Below are 16,846 nucleotides of genomic sequence, written 5' to 3'. Positions count from 1 at the left end.
ACCCCGGCGATTGCCGGGGATGGCAAGGTTCGATTTACAGCAGTCCTTGGGATTCCAGGAAGGCAGTGATCGAGTCATACACGCGCTGCGCATTGGGCGACGCTTCGGCAAACTCTTCCCACTGGGTCCGGGCAATGGCGCGGAATTTCATGCGCTCTTCGGCGGACCAATCGTGAATGGTGATGTCGGGATCTTCGCGTGCTTCTTTCACCGCATCGATGTCGGCCATCGCCAACTGAGTGCTGATGTCATTGGCAAAATCACGCACCGAGACAGTAAAAATCGCCTGAATATCGGCCGGCAATTCGTTCCATTCATCCAGGTTCATTGCCACTTCCAACAACGGCAGCGAGTGGAAACCCGGATACACCGGATGCGGCGCAATCTCGTGCATGCCCTGAGCGTGATTGGTGGAAAACACGGTGTTGTCGGCAGCGTCGATGACGCCTTTGCTCAGCGCGGTGTACACCTCAGAACCCGGCAGGTTAACCGGCGCCGCACCAGCGGCAGCAAAGACGGCCTGAACCAAACCTTCCGGCGCGCGCAATTTCAGGCCGCGCAAGTCATCGACGCCATCCAAAGGTACTTTGGAAACGAAGGCTTCCAGACCCGTCGCACCACCACCGACGAATTTGACGCCGTACGGTTCGTACAGCTCGTTCATCAATTCATAGCCGCCGCCGTAGTAGATGTAGTCGATCAATTGATCGGGATTGGACCAGGCACCAACGGTGTTGCCGATCAGGCCGAAGGCCGGGTCTTTGCCGGAAAAATAGCCGGTCACCGAAATGTGACCGTCGAGAATGCCAGACTCAATGGCATCCAGCGTTTCGGTGTGACTGACGATTGAGTTGACGGGCAGAATTTCGATTTCAACGCGACCACCGGTCATGGCTTCGACGCGCTCAGCCCATTCCTGTTTGATTTCGAAATTACGGACCCCGGACGGGTCGGACGATTGAAATTGAAAACGGTAGTCAGCGGCGAGAGCCTGCGTGCCGGCAGCGATAAACGCCAGGCCGGCTGCCCACTTGAGGGAAGCGTGCATGGGTATCTCCTGTCTTTTCTCTGTTGTTTTTGTTGGTTTGTTACCGGTAACACAATAAAGTGTGTTACTGGTAACACGGCGCACTCTACTGCGTCTGTTTTAGCTTGGCAAGCGTGGCGTATCGGCCACGCACAACCGCCGTGTTCGGTTATTCAAAGGGATAACGGAAGTCCCACTCGGCGCGCATGCCGTCCATCAATTGCATCATGGACCGGGTTTCTTCCAGTGGAATCACCGCGCTTTCCAATTGCCCTGCACGCAGGCAACCAACGACTTCGGCGACCTGATACACAAAGCCATTGGCATGGTGACTGTATTCAAACGGCTGGCTCGACAACACCTCGTTACTGCCATCGTGCCGGTGATGCACAAAACGGTTGCCTTGCTGAAAACCGGGGTATTCGACGTAGCCCTGGGTGCCGTAAATCGTCGCTTCGGGTTTCATTTTCAAACTGCAACTGGTGCTGATGCTGGCCGTTGCGCCAGACGGATAGCGCAGCAGATACATCGCCAATTCATCGACGCCGGTGGCACCAAATTCCGCCATCGATTTCACCGTTTCCGGCCGTTCACCAAGCAGGAAGTTGGCGAAGGTCAGCGGGTAAATACCCATATCGAGCGTGACACCGCCAGCCAGATTGGGATCTTTTAACCGCTTTTCATAATGCGGCGGTACAAAGGCGCCAAAGCTAAACGTCAGGTGGCGAACGTCGCCGATCAGGCCGTTATCCAGTTGGGTTTTCAAATTGACCTGGGCTGGTAAAAACCGCGTCCAGATCGCCTCCATCAGAAAAACACCGCGCGCCCGCGCCAGCTCGATTAAGGCACTTGCCTGGTCGGCGTTGACGGTAAACGGCTTTTCCACCAACACCGATTTGTTGTGCTCCAGCGCCAGACGGGCGTTGTCGTGATGGAAGTTGTGCGTGGTGGCGATGTAGACAACGTCGATGTCGGCACGGCTGACTAAGGTCTCGTAATCGCAGGCGTCGATGTTGAATTCGGCGGCAAAGGCGGCCGCTTTTTCCGGCGTGCGTGAGGCCACGGCAACCAGTTCGCTGTCGGTGTCTTCCTGCACGGCTTGCGCCAGTTTATGGGCGATGATGCCGGCGCCAATAATGCCCCAGCGGATAGAAGTGGACGCCATAAGTCGCTCCGTTGTTTTTGTCAGTGCGCCGTCAAGAGGGCGCAAATGATGACCTCTGGCTGGCATCGGTCAATTGCATTGTGTCAGGCTAGCCCCATTGACCTAACTGACTCGGATACCGAGGGCTCGCAAGCGGTATTCTTCATTCAATCAAGGACAGGCACGTTAACCATGTCTCCTCTCAAACGCTTACTTGCCACCATTATCGGCCTGGCCGTTCTGGTCTTTTTATTCTGGATTGGCTTGTTTGTTTTTCTGGCGGCGCTCGCCATCGGTATTGGTCTGGCAGCGATAAACGCCATCAAATTGCGGCTGACCGGTCGCCCGTTATTCGCCAGCCGTTTCCGCCGTTTTTATACGCAACAGCAACGGCCAAACTCGTCGCAACAGGGCAATGTGATTGAAGGCGAAATCATTGATCGTGACGACCATCGCTGAGTGTTGTTTTAATGTCAGCGACGATCTCAGTCCGCTTCGGCCAAAGCGTCCTGCTTTTTGGGAATGAAGCGACTGAACAGCAATCCCAACTCAAACAGCAGCCACATCGGCACCGCCAGAATGGATTGAGAAATCACGTCCGGCGGTGTCACCAGCATGCCAATCACAAAGCAGCCAACGAAGACATACGGCCGCTTCTTGCTGAGTGATTCCACCGAGGCCAAGCCCGCCCGCACCAGCAAAAAAGTCGCGATGGGAATTTCGAAGGCCACGCCAAAGGCGAAGAATAATTTCAGACAGAAATCGAGCACGTTGCCGATGTCCGGCATCAGGTTGATGTCTTGCGGCCCGACGGAAGTAAAGAAGCCAAACACCAGCGGCAACACGACGAAATAAACAAAGGCCACGCCGGCGTAAAACAGGAAGACACTGGAGATAAACAACGGCACCGCCACCATGCGTTCGTGCTTGTACAAGGCCGGTGCAATAAAGCCCCAGATCTGATGCAGCAAATACGGCACGGCGATGAAAATCGCCAGCACGATGGTCAATTTCAACGGCACGAAAAACGGCGAAGCAACGCCGGTAGCGATGAGTTGCCCACCTTCGGGCAACAGAACTTGCAGCGGCCGGACCAGAATCATGTACAGATCGCCCGCCAGGAAATACAGCCCCAGAAAGACGACAAACACCACCAGCAACGAACGGATCATGCGGTCGCGCAATTCTTTTAAATGCGCCACCAGCGGCATGGCGGAATCGTTAGGGTTTTGCTGACTCATCGTGACTGCCTGAGGGAGTCGGTTGCGACTCTTGCTGAGCGGGCGACGAAGCGGCAGCGTTACCACCGATGTCGGGTTCGTCGTTATTGCGGAACGTCTGGCCGCGGGTTTCGGCCATGATCTTCCGATTCAGTTCATCCAGCTTCACTTCCTGTTCGAGCTGGGTTTGCAGCGAACGCATGAAGCGGCGCAGGTTACCCACCTGACGGCCAAGTGTACGAGCCACGCCCGGCAAACGTTCCGGGCCGATCACCACCAAGCCAATGATGGCGATCAGCAACAGCTCGCTGAAGCCCATGTCGAACATCGGTCAGGCCTCTCAGTGAGCGCTCTTGTCGCTATCCTGTTTGGCTTCGGCGGAAGCGGTTTCCGAGAACTGGGCGTCCTTGGATTTCTCTTCCAGACCTTTGGTGTCGTCGGTTTTGTCGTCTTCATTCATTGCAGATTTGAACGACTTAATGGCACCACCGACATCGCCACCCAAACCTTTCAGGCGTTTAGTGCCGAAAATCAGCACAACGATGGCCAACACGATCAGTAATTGCCAAATGGAAATTCCACCAAAACCCATCTTGCACCTCACTCGGTATTTAGGCGTTCAGGCAGCGTTGCCTAAACGCAGGATTCGTATCGCCCTTAATCGGAACGGGCGGCTTTTTCGTCGTGGCCGGACAGGCCAAAGCGGCGACTCAATTCGTCCAGAACAGCGTCTGGGCCCAATCCCAAATCGGCCAGCATCACCAGACTGTGAAACCACAGGTCGGCGGTTTCACTGATGACTCGGTCTGCCGGATCGCTGCCCGCCTTGACGTTCTTGGCGGCGAGGATGGTCTCGACGGCTTCTTCGCCGACCTTTTCGAGGATCTTGTCCAGGCCCTTAGCGTATAACGAAGCCACGTAGGATTCATCCGCCGTAGCGTTCTTGCGCGCTTCCAGCGTAGCGGCCAATTGTTGCAAAACATCCATAGTATGACACCGCGGTTAACGAATTATGTCGGCCTTAGGGCCACAGCAGCAAGAACGCGCCGACGCCTAAACCGGCCCACTGCCGGGGCGACAGGCTGAGTAGCCAGGCACCCGGATCGCCGGTCCAGATGACAAAGAGTAACAAAACTGTCGCCAGCAGACGGCGTGTCAGCTTGCGGTTGGCGCGTTGCTGGCTGATCTGTAAATCCGCCAGCCGCTGTTGCACACGCTGTTCAATCTGGCCGATCTGACGCAAATTCAACAGGGTATCGTGCACCAGATCCGGCATTTGCGGTGCCTTTGCCAACCAACCTGGCCCGTGCTGTTGAATGGCTTTCAGCAACCGCTTGGGACCGACCTGATCGCGCATCCATTTTTCCAGGAACGGCTTGGCCGTCGCCCACAAATCCAACTGCGGATACAGCTGCCGGCCCAGGCCTTCGACGTTGAGCAGCGTCTTTTGCAACAGCACCAATTGCGGCTGGACGTGCATGTCGAAGCGTTGCGCCGTTTGAAACAGGCGCACCAGCAATAAACCAAAAGAAATTTCCGCCAGCGGTTTTTCAAAAATCGGTTCGCACACCGCGCGAATGGCCGCTTCGAATTCGTTGACCCGGGTGTTGGCCGGCACCCAGCCAGACTCGACGTGCAGTTCGGCGACGCGGTAGTAATCGCGATTAAAAAAGGCGAGCAGATTTTGCGCCAGGTAACTTTGGTCTTCGCGCGATAACGAACCAACGATGCCGCAATCGATGCCGATGTACTGTGGCGATTGTGGGTTGTCGCGACTGACGAAAATGTTGCCCGGGTGCATGTCGGCGTGGAAAAACGAATCGCGAAACACCTGGGTGAAAAAGATTTCCACGCCGCGTTCGGCGAGGATTTTCATGTCGACACCAATGGCGTTCAGTTCGTCAACGCTCGATACGCCAATGCCGTTGATGCGCTCCATCACCAGTACATTGCGGCGCGTGTATTCCCAATGAACCCAGGGGATGTAGAGCAGTTCGGAGTCGGCAAAATTACGTTTAAAGGTCGCCAGATTTGATGCTTCGCGCAGCAGATCCAATTCATCGAGGATGGTTTTGCGGAAATCCTCGACCACATCCAGCGGCCTCAAGCGGTGGCCGTCCGGCAGCATGTTGACCAGCCAGGCCATGACTTCCATCAGGCGGACGTCTTTAACGATGCCACTGCGGATGCCCGGCCGAATCACCTTGACCACCACCGCTTCGCCATTCGGCAAACGGGCGCTGTGCACTTGGGCAATCGATGCCGACGCCAACGGATGGTCGTCGAATTCGGCAAACAGCGTTTCAATGTTTCCACCCAACGCTTCTTCAATTAAAGCGCGGGCTTTTTTGCTGGAAAAGGACGGCACCCGATCCTGCAAGTAGGCCAGCTCAGTCGCCATTTCGGCGGGTAAAAGATCGCGCCGGGTCGACAGAATCTGACCGAATTTAACGAATACTGGCCCGAGTGTTTCCAGTGCCCGGCGCAGCCGATAGCCTTCGTTGCCGCGCGCCGGAATCATCCAGCGCAATGGGAAAAACCACTGTGCGACTCGAATCGGCCAGGGCACTTGTTGGTAACGCAATAGGGTGTCGAGCCGGTATCGGCTCAACACCCAGGCAATGCGGATCAGACGCAGAAAGGTCAAGCGCGGTTCGCCTCCGTGTTCAGGCGTTGGCTCAAACGCTCGAGCCGGGCGGCCAGTCGATCGGCGGCCAAACGGGTGTCGTGCACTGCCTGGCTGTGCGCCTGCCAGAGTGAATTCGGCACCAGCGCACCGCTTTCTTCACGCAAATAGTTACGCAGCGTGCGCTCGGTGGAACGGCCTTGGACGTGCGCCCAACTCGCCAGCCCGCGCAGGCCTTCGGCCAGCCAATGCGCTGGCAAGTCGCCGACTTTATCGCCCAGCGCCAGTTCCCAGTCGATGTCGAGTTCCGACAGGATGGACTGGATGGTGAAAAAGGTACGGGTGTCGCCCTGGATGTCGATCTGGTGCGCCATCATGGCCTGGGTGCGATCACTGGCGCGCATCACCGCGAACAAATCGGTCGCCCGGCCACTGACGCGGGCGTTAACGGTTTCCGGTTCGGCGAAGACGACCTGAATATCGCCGCCGGACTCAATCGACAGTGCCAATGTCAGGCTCGGCTCGCGCGTCACCAACACCAGGCTCTGCCCGGCCAATTCCGACAACCGGCGCTGAGCGTTGGCGTCGTAACGCAGCGCTTCGTTGATCAGACGTTGGATCGGCAACGCCAGCAGACTCATGGTTTGACGCCCCGGTGCAACGCCACGATACCGCCGGTCAAATTGTGGTACTGCACGCGCTCGAAGCCAGCATCGCTCATCATGGCTTTCAGGGTTTCCTGATCCGGGTGCATGCGGATGGATTCGGCCAGATAGCGATAGCTGTCGGCATCGCCGGTCACCAGACTGCCCATGCGCGGCAGCGCCTGGAACGAATAAAAGTCGTAAGCGCGGCTGAGTAAATCGTTACGCGGCTTGGAGAATTCCAACACCAGCAAACGACCGCCGGGTTTCAGCACCCGTTGCATTTCCGCCAGCGCTTTTTCTTTGTGAGTGACGTTACGCAAACCGAAGGCAATGCTGACGACATCGAAACGATTGTCGTCAAACGGCAGCGATTCGGCATTGGCCTGAACAGTTTCCAGATTGCCCGCGATGCCGCGATCAGCCAACCGGTCGCGGCCAACTTTGAGCATGGACTCGTTGATGTCCGCCAACACCACCTGGCCTTCCGGACCAACGCGGCGGGCGAAAGCGTAACTCAGATCGCCGGTGCCGCCGGCGATGTCCAACACCGAATTGCCGGCGCGCACACCCGACAATTCAATGGTGTAACGCTTCCACAAACGATGAATACCGAACGACATCAGATCGTTCATCAGGTCGTATTTGCTGGCGACCGAATGGAACACTTCGGCAACTTTCTTTTGTTTATCGCCGGTGGCGACTTCTTGGTAACCGAAATGGGTGGTGTCTTTGTCGGCCATCCGAACTCCGCAGCGGTAACAGGGCAGGCCGCATTGTAACGACTTCACTGGCAAGGAGCGACCGCGCCAACTTGGAAAGCGTGGCGTGCGCCCGGATAATGCACCCAGCCATCGTTCATCGATTCAGGAGTTCACCGCGAATGCGTCATTACCCTCAAACCCGTCTGCGCCGTTTACGTGCCCACGACTTTTCCCGACGTCTGGTAAGGGAACACCAGTTAACCGTCGATGATCTGATTTACCCGGTGTTTGTGCTCGAAGGCGAGCAACAGCGCGAAGCGGTACCCTCCATGCCGGGCGTGGAACGCCTGTCGATTGATCTGTTGGTCGAAGCCGCCAAAGAGTGGGTAGCCTTGGGCATTCCCATGGTAGCGCTGTTTCCAGTGGTGCCGGCGCAGAAGAAGTCACTGGATGCGACCGAGGCCTACAATCCTGATGGCCTGGCGCAACGCGCAACGCGCGCATTAAAAGCCGCCTACCCGGAACTGGGCGTGATGACCGACGTAGCGCTCGATCCGTTCACCACTCATGGTCAGGACGGCATCATTGATGGCAGCGGCTATGTAATGAACGACGTCACGGTACAGACATTGGTTCGACAAACGCTGTCTCACGCCGAAGCCGGCGCGGATGTGGTTGCACCGAGTGACATGATGGACGGTCGCATTGGTGCCATGCGTGAGGCGCTGGAGGACGAAGCGTTCCATAACACGCAAATCATGGCGTATTCGGCCAAATACGCATCCAACTATTACGGCCCGTTCCGCGATGCCGTCGGCTCCGCCGCCAACCTCGGCAAAGGCAACAAATCGACTTACCAGATGGACCCGGCCAACAGCGATGAAGCGCTGCACGAAATCGCCATGGACCTGGAAGAAGGCGCGGATATGGTGATGGTAAAGCCCGGCATGCCGTATCTGGACATCGTTCGGCGCGTCAAAGACGAGTTCCGGGTGCCGACCTTCGCCTATCAAGTCAGTGGAGAATACGCCATGCACCAGGCCGCCTTTGCGCAGGGCTGGCTGGACAAAGACAGCGTTATGCTGGAAAGCCTGATGGCGTTCAAACGTGCCGGCGCGGACGGCATTCTCACCTATTTCGCCGTCGATGCCGCCCGTTTGCTGACAAAACGCACTTGAAAAGCGACGCTTAAGCGTTCATGTTAAGCGCATCCTGAGGGGCCTCGTTCTGATGCCCTGGTCATACCACCAGCCCAAAGTCCCGACGCTAAGACCGCACTGAGCCTTAGGCTGGCCAGGATCGATTTCATTTAACCGAGCAAAGAGCCTAATGAGCGAACAGATCAAAAACGTAACCGACGATAGCTTCGAAAGTGACGTACTGGGCAGCGACAAGCCTATTCTGGTGGATTACTGGGCCGAATGGTGTGGTCCGTGCAAGATGATCGCCCCGGTATTGGAAGAAGTGGCCGATGAGTACGCCGATCAGTTGCAAGTTGCCAAGCTGAACATTGACGACAACCCCAACACCCCGCCCAAATTCGGCATCCGCGGCATCCCGACGCTGATGATGTTCCGCGGCGGTGAAGTGGTCGCCACCAAGGTGGGTGCACTGTCCAAAACCCAGCTGATTGAGTTTATTCAAGGCAATCTGTGACGCTGTTCCGGGCCGGTAAATCCGGCCCGAATCTTTTCTGGACAGGGAAAAATGCACCCCCTATAGTGTCTTTGATTCCGAGTTCCAACGCTTCTCAACCACGTCTCTGGGCACCCCGCCCGCTCATCATCCCAATAAATTCAAAACCGCTAATCCTATGAATCTGAGTGACTTAAAAACCAAACCAGTGCCTGAGCTCCTGGAAATTGCCAAGGACATGGGCCTGGAAAACCTGAACCGTTCGCGTAAGCAAGATCTGATTTTCACCATTCTCAAACGTCACGCCAAAGGCGGTGAAGACATCTGGGGTGATGGTGTGTTGGAAATCCTGCAAGACGGCTTTGGCTTCTTGCGATCGGCAACCGCTTCCTATCTGGCTGGCCCGGACGACATTTACGTCTCACCCAGCCAGATTCGTCGTTTCAACCTGCGCACCGGCGATACCATCTCCGGCAAGATTCGCCCGCCCAAAGAAGGCGAACGGTATTTTGCGCTGTTGAAAGTCGACAAAATCAATTACGAACCGCTGGAAAGTGGCCGTAACAAAGTCCTGTTCGAAAACCTGACGCCGCTGTTCCCGCAAGAGCGACTGTTGCTGGAATCCGGCAACGGCTCGACCGAAGATTTGTCCGGCCGGATTCTCGATCTGGTGTCGCCGATCGGTAAAGGCCAGCGCGGTCTGATCGTGTCACCGCCCAAGGCCGGTAAAACCTTAATGTTGCAGCATGTGGCACAGGCCATTACCCGCAACAACCCGGAAACACATCTGATCGTTCTGCTGATCGACGAACGCCCGGAAGAAGTGACCGACATGCAGCGCTCGGTGCGTGGTGAAGTCATTGCTTCAACCTTCGATGAGCCGCCGGCGCGTCACGTTCAGGTCGCTGAAATGGTGATCGAAAAAGCCAAGCGCCTGGTTGAACACAAACAGGACGTGGTGATTCTGCTCGACTCCATTACCCGTCTGGCGCGCGCTTACAACACCATCGTACCGAGTTCCGGCAAGGTGCTGACCGGTGGTGTCGATGCACACGCGCTGGAACGTCCGAAACGTTTCTTCGGTGCGGCACGTAACATCGAAGAAGGCGGTTCACTGACCATCATGGCAACGGCGCTGATTGATACCGGCTCCAAGATGGACGAAGTGATCTACGAAGAATTCAAAGGCACCGGCAACATGGAAGTGCATCTGGATCGCAAGATTGCCGAGAAGCGCATCTTCCCGGCCATCAACGTGCGCCGTTCCGGTACCCGTCGCGAAGAACTGCTGACCAATCAGGACGAACTGCAACGCATGTGGATTCTGCGCAAGCTGCTGGCGGAAATGGAAGACGTCGCCGCCATCGACTTCCTGATCAACAAGCTCAAGCAGACCAAGACCAACGACGAGTTCTTTAAGTCAATGAAAGGGTAAATCGCGCCGGGCTTCTCCCTCCGCGATTTACAATCATAAAAAACCCGGCATTAGCCGGGTTTTTTTATTGGGCAATCAATCTATCGGCTTTAAGCCAGATCCTTCCCAGACCGAACCACCTTGCTGACGATGCCGTATTCAATGGCTTCATCAGTGGTCATCCAACGGTCGCGCTCGATGTCTTTGCGCACTTGTTCGATGCTTTGGCCGGTTGCTTCGCTGATGATGCGCGCCAGACGTTCACGCATACGCAAAATCTGTTCAGCCTGAATGGCAATGTCACTGGCCTGACCGCCAACACCGCCGGTTGGCTGGTGAATCAGGAAACGGGTGTTGGGCAAGCAATAACGATCTTCTTTAGCGGCCGCCAGGAAGATGTGTGTGCCCGCGCTGGCGACCCAACCGGTGCCGATAACCTGCACACGCGGCTCGATGAACTGAATGATGTCGTGAATGGAATCGCCTGCTTCAACGTGACCACCCTGGCTATTGATGAACAGCTGGATGTCGTCGTTCGATTCTTCAGCCAAAGCCAGCAACTGACCCATCACCCGCTTGGCCATCGTTTGATTGATCTCTTCACAGATCAACACTTTGCGCGCTTTGATCAGACGATCACCGATGGGATCGAACATCTCTTTGCTGTCTTTGGTGTCTTTTTTCTCGTCGCTCATGTACGTCTCCTTAGACTGGATGATCTGGTTGAGCGCTGGGTGGCCCGTCCGATCTTTCATGCTTGACAATTCAGTTTATGCACAGAGCCGTTCTCGTTAGCATTTAGTCAATCTTGTTATGAACGTCTCTGAAGAAAACTCCATAACCTATTGATTTATTGGACTATTCGTAAGTTGATGGATGCGTCACCAATTCCTACAAACAGCGCTGGTATCGGCATTTCAGGCTTTTGACCCAAGCTTATCCAATAACTTATCCACACTTTATGGGGATACTTCCGCCGCCTCGACGGCCTCGCTCAGCGTCAGCCATTCGGATTCCACATCCTGCTGGCGTCGGCTCAGCGTCGCCTGTTCAAACAACAAGGACTGCAACTCTTCCTTGCGCGCATCTTCGTATAAATCGGTATCAGCGAGGCTGCTTTCAATGGCTTGAAGTTGTTGTTGCAGCTTTTCCAGTTCTTTTTCCAGCTGCTGCAATTGGCGCTTCATCGGTTTGAGGCGTTCACGCTCAGCCGCTTTCTGTTGGCGCTGCTGTTTTTTATCAACCGGAGTGGCGACTTCGATCGGTTTGGGCGCAGCCTCGGCACGGCCTTTCAGTTGCGTTGGCTGTTTCAAAAGCGCCTGGAAGTAATCTTCCAGATCGCCGCTGTATTCTTCCACTCGGCCTTGATTCACCCACCAGAAAACCTCGGCCGTATTGTTCAGCAGATAACGATCGTGCGACACCAGAATGACGGCACCTTCATAAGCCTGAAGGGCAAGGTTCAGCGATTCCCGTACTTCCAGATCCAAATGGTTGGTCGGTTCGTCCAACAGCAAAACATTGGGCTTGCGCCAGGCGATCAGCGCCAATGCCAGACGGGCTTTTTCGCCACCGGAAAAATGCTCAATGACTTCATCGGCCCGATCACCGCTAAAACCATAACGACCGACAAAATTGCGCAACGTCTGGTCGCGCTCTTTGGGATCCAGACGTTTCAAGTGCTCCATCGGAGTGGCGTGGCTGTCGAGCGATTCCAACTGATGCTGGGCAAAGTAGCCAATGCGCAAATGCTGGCCAGATGTCAGCTCACCCGCCAAGGGCTGCAGCTCACCGGCCAGGGCTTTCACCAGAGTCGACTTACCAGCACCGTTTACGCCCAACAAACCGACGCGCATGCCCGGGTGCAAACTGAGACGGATACCTTCGATCACAGTGCGGTCGCCATAACCCAGGCTGACGCTACTCAAGCTAAGTAACGGATCCGACACCTTGTCGTGACAGGGCAAACTCAAGTTGTAACCGTTGTCGATGTGCAGCGGCGCCGTCAGTGTCATCCGCTCCAACATCTTGACCCGGCTTTGCGCCTGCTTGGCCTTGCTGGCCTTGGCTTTAAAACGATCCACGAAGGACTGAATTTCTGCGATGCGCGCCTGTTGTTTTTCGTATTGCGCTTGTTGCAGACGTTCCTGCTCGGCGCGCTGGCGTTCGTACTGGCTGTAGTTGCCACGCCACAACGTCAGCTGGCGCTGGCTCAGACTCAACACTTGAGTCGCCACGCCATCTATAAAATCGCGGTCGTGAGAAATTAATAACACCGTACCGTCGTAGCGACGCAACCAACCTTCCAGCCAGTAACAGGTATGCAAGTCGAGGTGGTTGGTGGGTTCGTCCAACAGCAACAAGTCCGCCGGTTTCATCAGCGCACGCGCCAGATTCAGACGAACCCGCCAACCGCCGGAAAAATCGCTGACTGGGCGCTCATAATCGCTGGGTACAAAACCGAGACCAAGGAGCAATTGCTCGGCCTGACTGGCTTTGGCATAGGCTTGATAGCTATCGAGTTCACCCAGGGCATCGGCCAGGCGATGGTCGTCGTTCGCAGCATCGGCAGATGCCAACTCGGCTTCGAGCGCCCGCAGGCGGTCATCGCCGTCCAACACAAAGTCGCGGGCCATACGCGCACTGGCGTCGACTTCCTGCGCCATGTGGGAAATGCGCCAGGAGGCGGGTATCGATACCTCGCCGGTATCGACGACAAGCTCGCCCTGTAAAACCTGAAACAGAGTCGATTTGCCACTGCCATTGGCACCAATAACCGCCACGCGCTCACCCGGATAAAGGGTAACGCTGCTGTCTTCAATCAGGGGGACGCCGCCGCGCTGGAGGCCGATTTCGTTAAGCTGAATCATGGCGCGGAGTTTACCAATGCTCTGTGATACTGTCTGCGTTCACAGCGTTCAGACCCAACAATATGTCTGACTACAAAGCCGCCCTCTGGGATTTTGCACTGGCGCAATATCCACACTTCAAAGAACCCTTGCTGCACTGGCAACACCTCGGCGCGGGCGTAAACGATCTGCTCTTACTGGGTTTTGCACATCAACAAAGGCTCAACATTGAGCCAGCAATTTGGCGCCGCATTGATGCCGGCCGACCCCGAACCCTGTTGCGTCGCCTGCGAGGGTTTCGCTTTTCACTGTCAAAGGACAATCCCGTTCGTCCTGGCATCTTGCGATGGGAATTGGAAATGGAGCGCTGGGATTTGGCGTTATTGAGTGGCTGTCTGGTTCTGCACAACCAGGGAATCGGGTCTGAGCAGATGCTGGATGTCTGCTGCAAGCAATGGCACATAACAAAAGACCCAGCGTTGAACCTGTTGGTGCAACGGCTGGGTCTATCGGCTCAATAACCTGGGCAGTTATTGAACGTTGACGGCTTAGGCGTCTTTCTTCGGATCGAACAAACTGCGGCCATCGCCCGAGGGCACGGTATTGACCAGCGGTTTGTTTTCAACGGGTTTTGCCGGGCTTTCTTCACGCTTCGGCTCAGCCGGTTTCGGCATGCTGGACGCGGTAGTACTTGGCGTCGCTACGGGCTGGGCCGGCTTCGGCGCCACAGGTGCAGCCGGTTTAGCGCTCGGAGCCGAGGCTACCGGTTGTTTCGCTGGTGCCGCTTTTGGAGCGGCGGCTTTTTTAGCGACCGCCTTCTTGGCCGTCGCCTTTTTCGGCGCTGCTTTTTTCGCTGTCGTCTTCTTGGCAGCTACAGCCTTTTTAGCAGTTGTTTTTTTGGCAGCGGTCTTTTTAGCAACGGTTTTCTTAGCTGCTGTTTTCTTGGCTGCAACTTTTTTCTTAGCGGTTGTTTTCTTAGCCGTGGTTTTCTTGGCAGCCGTTTTCTTCTTGGCGGTGGTTTTCTTGGCCGCCGCTTTCTTAGCTGCAGCAGCTTTCTTCACAGCTGCTTTCTTGGCTTTGGCCGCTGTCTTTTTAGTGGCCTTGGCTTCGGCTTTCTTGGCAACAGCCGCTTGTTTCTTCTCTTCGGCCTGGCGCGTTTTGGCAACGGCCTTATTGATTGCGTCGGCGGCTTTCTTTTCCGCCAGTGCGGCACTGAGATGATCTTTAGCGATGTCAAACTCAACCGTCAGCGTGTCGACCACTGACTGGGCAGCCTTCAATGTTGCATCGGCTTTTGCCAATTGGCTCTTGGCGGTTTTGGTGGCACTGGCCTTGGCGCGGGTGGCGGCGGCTTTGCGCTTGGCCTGCGCCGATGCCATTTGTTTCTTGGCAGCAGCCAGTTTTTTCTTCAATTGCTCGCTCAGCTTTTCTCCTTCAGAGACAGCCTTGCTGCGTGCTTTTTCCAACTCTGCTTCGAGTTTGCCCAGTTCGGTTTTTAACAACGCAACCGGTGAGCTCATAACTTGTTTAACGGCTGCCTTACGCTTCGGTGCTGCTTTGCGTTTGGCAGTTGTTTTACGTGCGGTTGTTTTCTTTTTTGCGGCGGCCATGAGTCGTTCCTCTCATTTCATCCCCAATGCCCTGTACTATTGTCAGGGCGTATTAAAAATTCAAGCAAAGACATTCATTTCGATAACAATATAGTGCTTTTTATTCGACTTACTTTTGACTTTCTTGCTTGGACTTTCTTTTTGCTCTTTCCGCGCGTCGTTTATTGAAACAACGTCGCACGTTATTCGATTGTTGTTATTGGTCTTTATCAATCCATTCGATCAACTGCTGCCAATCGGTCAGGTCCGCTTGCTGGGCATTGTCCAGGTCATACAATCCCATGCCATATTCCGACGCCCGCACATAAAACTGGGTATCGCGGAACGTTGCAATAAAAGGAATCTTCAAACTGCGCAAAAACAACTCCAGTTTGGAATACACCAGAGTGTTTTTACGCGCCCGGTTTGCCAATACCGCTACCCGACGCGGCGATGACCGGTAAGCCGGGCACAGCAGCAAGTCTTTAATAAAGACGGTAGTGGCGCGGATATCAATCGGCGATGGCGTGACGGGAATCAACACCACGTCGCATTCACGCACCAGTTCATTCAATAAAGAACCGGTCAGACCAGACGGTGTGTCGATGATAACTTTGGAGGTATCGGCCGGCATGTTGCGCAAATGCCAGGAACGGGTGATTTGCGTCGATGCCCGACGATAAGCTGCCACACCGTGAATGTACCGCTGATCGGCCTGGCGCGATTGCAGCCATTGCGTCGACGATGCCTGCGGGTCGTAATCGATTAGCACCGCCGTTTCATTTCGGCTGGCAAAAAGACTCGCCAAATTGGTGGCAACCGTTGTTTTACCACTGCCGCCTTTGGCGTTGGCTACAAGAATACGAACGGGTTGAGGTGCAGAAATAACTCGGGCACTGGGCTGGGAAGCCTCAGTAACGTCGGGGTTTTCGTTTTCCGGATTTTCTGAAGGATCAGCAGACATGCATCAGACCCCTTTTAACTCCCTGGCCGATAAGCCACTTATTCATTATGGCTGCGCACACAGCGGTAATACTTTTTGACCGACTGGGGTCTAAATCCCATTTAGAACGCATACAGATATCCATCCGAACCTAACGCCAATAGTCGGTCATTCTGCCATGTCATATCAAGTACTGTCGCGCTGCGGAACGCATTTTGCCAAAACGATCCAATACGCCAATGATCGACTAGTTCGCCGGTACTGAGCCGATATTGAAAAATATCCCGGTTGGTTGAACCCAGTAATAAAAGATCCGCTCCAATAAAACGTGCGCTGTATAAACGGTATTTGTCGGTCGGTAAATCCACCAGCTTTCGGCGCACGGAGACATTCCACACCGATGCCACTTCACTGGCCGGGGCCAGCAATGCTCGCTGACCATCGTCACTGAGTGCAACCAAGGTTACCTGGTTGGGCAAATCAAAGCGTTGAATCAATTGGTTATCGCGCACATCCCACAGGCGTGCGGTCTGATCTTCGCCACCGGTTAATGCACGGCTGGCGTCTGCCGACAACGACACCGAGAGCACCGGGCCGTCGTGCAAAAACTCACGCAACACACCACCATTCACCGCATCGAACAAGACCGCCTTGCCATTGTTCAAACCCAGCAAGGCAAACCGACCGTCGGCAGACAGATCAATGGCTTCAATACGCGCCGGTGCATTCCAGAACGCCAACGATTCGCCAGTAGCGGTATTCCAGGTGACCAGATTGAAATAATCGGCTGTCAGCGCCACCGCGCTGTCGCCCGAAAACTGGCTGTAGAGAATTTCGTTGTAGCTGCCGGCCTGATGATTCCAATCAAATTGGCGAGCCGGTGGGCGGGTTGTCCAGTAACTGCCGCCTTGGTGAATCGAGCCGACCACCAGGCGATTACCGTCGTGGCTGAGGCCGCCGCTGTAGGCGCCACCAGTCGCAACTTCCCAGTGCTGCTCCGGTGTCTGATACCAACAACCGGCCAGCGCCGTTGCAACACAGATCGCCACGG

The 16,846-nt window shown here is 55.3% G+C and carries 19 protein-coding genes; 5 read left to right on the top strand and 14 right to left on the bottom strand.

Features of this window, described 5'->3' with window-relative positions:
* Positions 1–34: 34 nt before the first annotated feature.
* Positions 35–1,048, bottom strand: a complete 1,014-nt coding sequence (locus tag DW349_RS00485; RefSeq protein ID WP_108125725.1) for a TRAP transporter substrate-binding protein — start codon at positions 1,046–1,048, stop codon at positions 35–37.
* Positions 1,049–1,196: 148 nt separating this feature from the next.
* Positions 1,197–2,192, bottom strand: a complete 996-nt coding sequence (locus DW349_RS00480) for a Gfo/Idh/MocA family protein (RefSeq protein WP_157954354.1) — start codon at positions 2,190–2,192, stop codon at positions 1,197–1,199.
* A gap of 171 nt (positions 2,193–2,363) precedes the next feature.
* Here DW349_RS00480 and DW349_RS00475 point away from each other — a divergent pair, with 171 nt between their 5' ends.
* Positions 2,364–2,630 carry a hypothetical protein gene (locus DW349_RS00475; protein ID WP_108125723.1) on the top strand — a complete coding sequence of 89 codons (267 nt, stop codon included), beginning with the start codon at positions 2,364–2,366 and terminating at the stop codon, positions 2,628–2,630.
* Positions 2,631–2,656: 26 nt separating this feature from the next.
* Here DW349_RS00475 and tatC read toward each other — a convergent pair whose 3' ends face one another.
* The 7 genes from tatC to ubiE form a co-directional block, all read right to left on the bottom strand.
* Positions 2,657–3,412, bottom strand: coding sequence for a twin-arginine translocase subunit TatC (tatC, locus tag DW349_RS00470; RefSeq protein ID WP_198650494.1), 756 nt, complete (start codon positions 3,410–3,412; stop codon positions 2,657–2,659).
* The gene (tatB, locus tag DW349_RS00465) at positions 3,393–3,719 is read right to left on the bottom strand and encodes a Sec-independent protein translocase protein TatB (RefSeq protein WP_108125722.1); all 327 of its coding nucleotides are present in this window, start codon (positions 3,717–3,719) and stop codon (positions 3,393–3,395) included. The genes tatC and tatB overlap by 20 nt, the downstream gene beginning before the upstream one ends.
* A gap of 12 nt (positions 3,720–3,731) precedes the next feature.
* Entirely contained in the window at positions 3,732–3,983 is a 252-nt protein-coding gene (tatA, locus tag DW349_RS00460; protein ID WP_108125721.1) for a twin-arginine translocase TatA/TatE family subunit, read from the bottom strand.
* A 65-nt stretch (positions 3,984–4,048) separates the two neighbouring features.
* On the bottom strand, positions 4,049–4,378 hold the full coding sequence (locus DW349_RS00455) for a phosphoribosyl-ATP diphosphatase (RefSeq protein ID WP_108125720.1): 330 nt from the start codon (positions 4,376–4,378) through the stop codon (positions 4,049–4,051).
* Between the two features lie 34 nt (positions 4,379–4,412).
* Complete coding sequence (gene ubiB, locus DW349_RS00450; RefSeq protein ID WP_108125719.1) at positions 4,413–6,038, bottom strand: ubiquinone biosynthesis regulatory protein kinase UbiB; 1,626 nt, start codon at positions 6,036–6,038, stop codon at positions 4,413–4,415.
* Entirely contained in the window at positions 6,035–6,658 is a 624-nt protein-coding gene (locus tag DW349_RS00445) for a ubiquinone biosynthesis accessory factor UbiJ (protein ID WP_108125718.1), read from the bottom strand. Before DW349_RS00445 ends, ubiB begins: the two co-directional genes overlap by 4 nt.
* Positions 6,655–7,404 (bottom strand): bifunctional demethylmenaquinone methyltransferase/2-methoxy-6-polyprenyl-1,4-benzoquinol methylase UbiE, encoded by a 750-nt coding sequence (gene ubiE, locus DW349_RS00440; RefSeq protein WP_108125717.1) that lies wholly within the window; start codon positions 7,402–7,404, stop codon positions 6,655–6,657. The genes DW349_RS00445 and ubiE overlap by 4 nt, the downstream gene beginning before the upstream one ends.
* A 140-nt stretch (positions 7,405–7,544) precedes the next feature.
* Between ubiE and hemB the strand changes: the two genes are divergently transcribed.
* The 3 genes from hemB to rho all read left to right on the top strand — a co-directional run bounded on the left by hemB (position 7,545) and on the right by rho (position 10,435).
* Positions 7,545–8,543: a porphobilinogen synthase gene (gene hemB, locus DW349_RS00435; protein ID WP_198650493.1), complete on the top strand. Its 999-nt coding sequence runs from the start codon at positions 7,545–7,547 to the stop codon at positions 8,541–8,543.
* A gap of 151 nt (positions 8,544–8,694) precedes the next feature.
* A complete protein-coding gene (gene trxA, locus DW349_RS00430) occupies positions 8,695–9,021 on the top strand; it encodes a thioredoxin TrxA (protein ID WP_108125715.1) in 327 nt (108 codons plus the stop codon).
* 157 nt (positions 9,022–9,178) lie between these two features.
* Entirely contained in the window at positions 9,179–10,435 is a 1,257-nt protein-coding gene (gene rho, locus DW349_RS00425) for a transcription termination factor Rho (RefSeq protein WP_108125714.1), read from the top strand.
* A gap of 89 nt (positions 10,436–10,524) precedes the next feature.
* On the opposite strand, the gene DW349_RS00420 is transcribed toward rho, so the two are convergent.
* Both DW349_RS00420 and DW349_RS00415 read right to left on the bottom strand, forming a co-directional pair.
* Entirely contained in the window at positions 10,525–11,109 is a 585-nt protein-coding gene (locus DW349_RS00420) for an ATP-dependent Clp protease proteolytic subunit (protein WP_108125713.1), read from the bottom strand.
* A 264-nt stretch (positions 11,110–11,373) separates the two neighbouring features.
* Complete coding sequence (locus DW349_RS00415; RefSeq protein WP_108125712.1) at positions 11,374–13,284, bottom strand: ATP-binding cassette domain-containing protein; 1,911 nt, start codon at positions 13,282–13,284, stop codon at positions 11,374–11,376.
* A 62-nt stretch (positions 13,285–13,346) separates the two neighbouring features.
* Here DW349_RS00415 and DW349_RS00410 point away from each other — a divergent pair, with 62 nt between their 5' ends.
* The gene (locus tag DW349_RS00410) at positions 13,347–13,784 is read left to right on the top strand and encodes a DUF2390 domain-containing protein (RefSeq protein WP_108125711.1); all 438 of its coding nucleotides are present in this window, start codon (positions 13,347–13,349) and stop codon (positions 13,782–13,784) included.
* A 27-nt stretch (positions 13,785–13,811) separates the two neighbouring features.
* On the opposite strand, the gene DW349_RS00405 is transcribed toward DW349_RS00410, so the two are convergent.
* The 3 genes from DW349_RS00405 to DW349_RS00395 all read right to left on the bottom strand — a co-directional run bounded on the left by DW349_RS00405 (position 13,812) and on the right by DW349_RS00395 (position 16,844).
* Positions 13,812–14,873, bottom strand: coding sequence for a histone H1-like repetitive region-containing protein (locus DW349_RS00405; protein WP_198650492.1), 1,062 nt, complete (start codon positions 14,871–14,873; stop codon positions 13,812–13,814).
* Positions 14,874–15,069: 196 nt separating this feature from the next.
* Positions 15,070–15,816: a ParA family protein gene (locus DW349_RS00400; RefSeq protein WP_108125710.1), complete on the bottom strand. Its 747-nt coding sequence runs from the start codon at positions 15,814–15,816 to the stop codon at positions 15,070–15,072.
* Between the two features lie 101 nt (positions 15,817–15,917).
* Entirely contained in the window at positions 15,918–16,844 is a 927-nt protein-coding gene (locus DW349_RS00395; protein WP_108125709.1) for a WD40 repeat domain-containing protein, read from the bottom strand.
* Positions 16,845–16,846 lie beyond the last annotated feature (2 nt).

It is taken from the genome of Saccharospirillum mangrovi (assembly GCF_003367315.1).
GTDB classification, from domain to species: Bacteria; Pseudomonadota; Gammaproteobacteria; order Pseudomonadales; family Natronospirillaceae; genus Saccharospirillum; species Saccharospirillum mangrovi.
The sequence above is the reverse complement of the archived record's forward strand: the minus strand, read 5'-3'. Positions and strand labels throughout refer to the sequence as shown.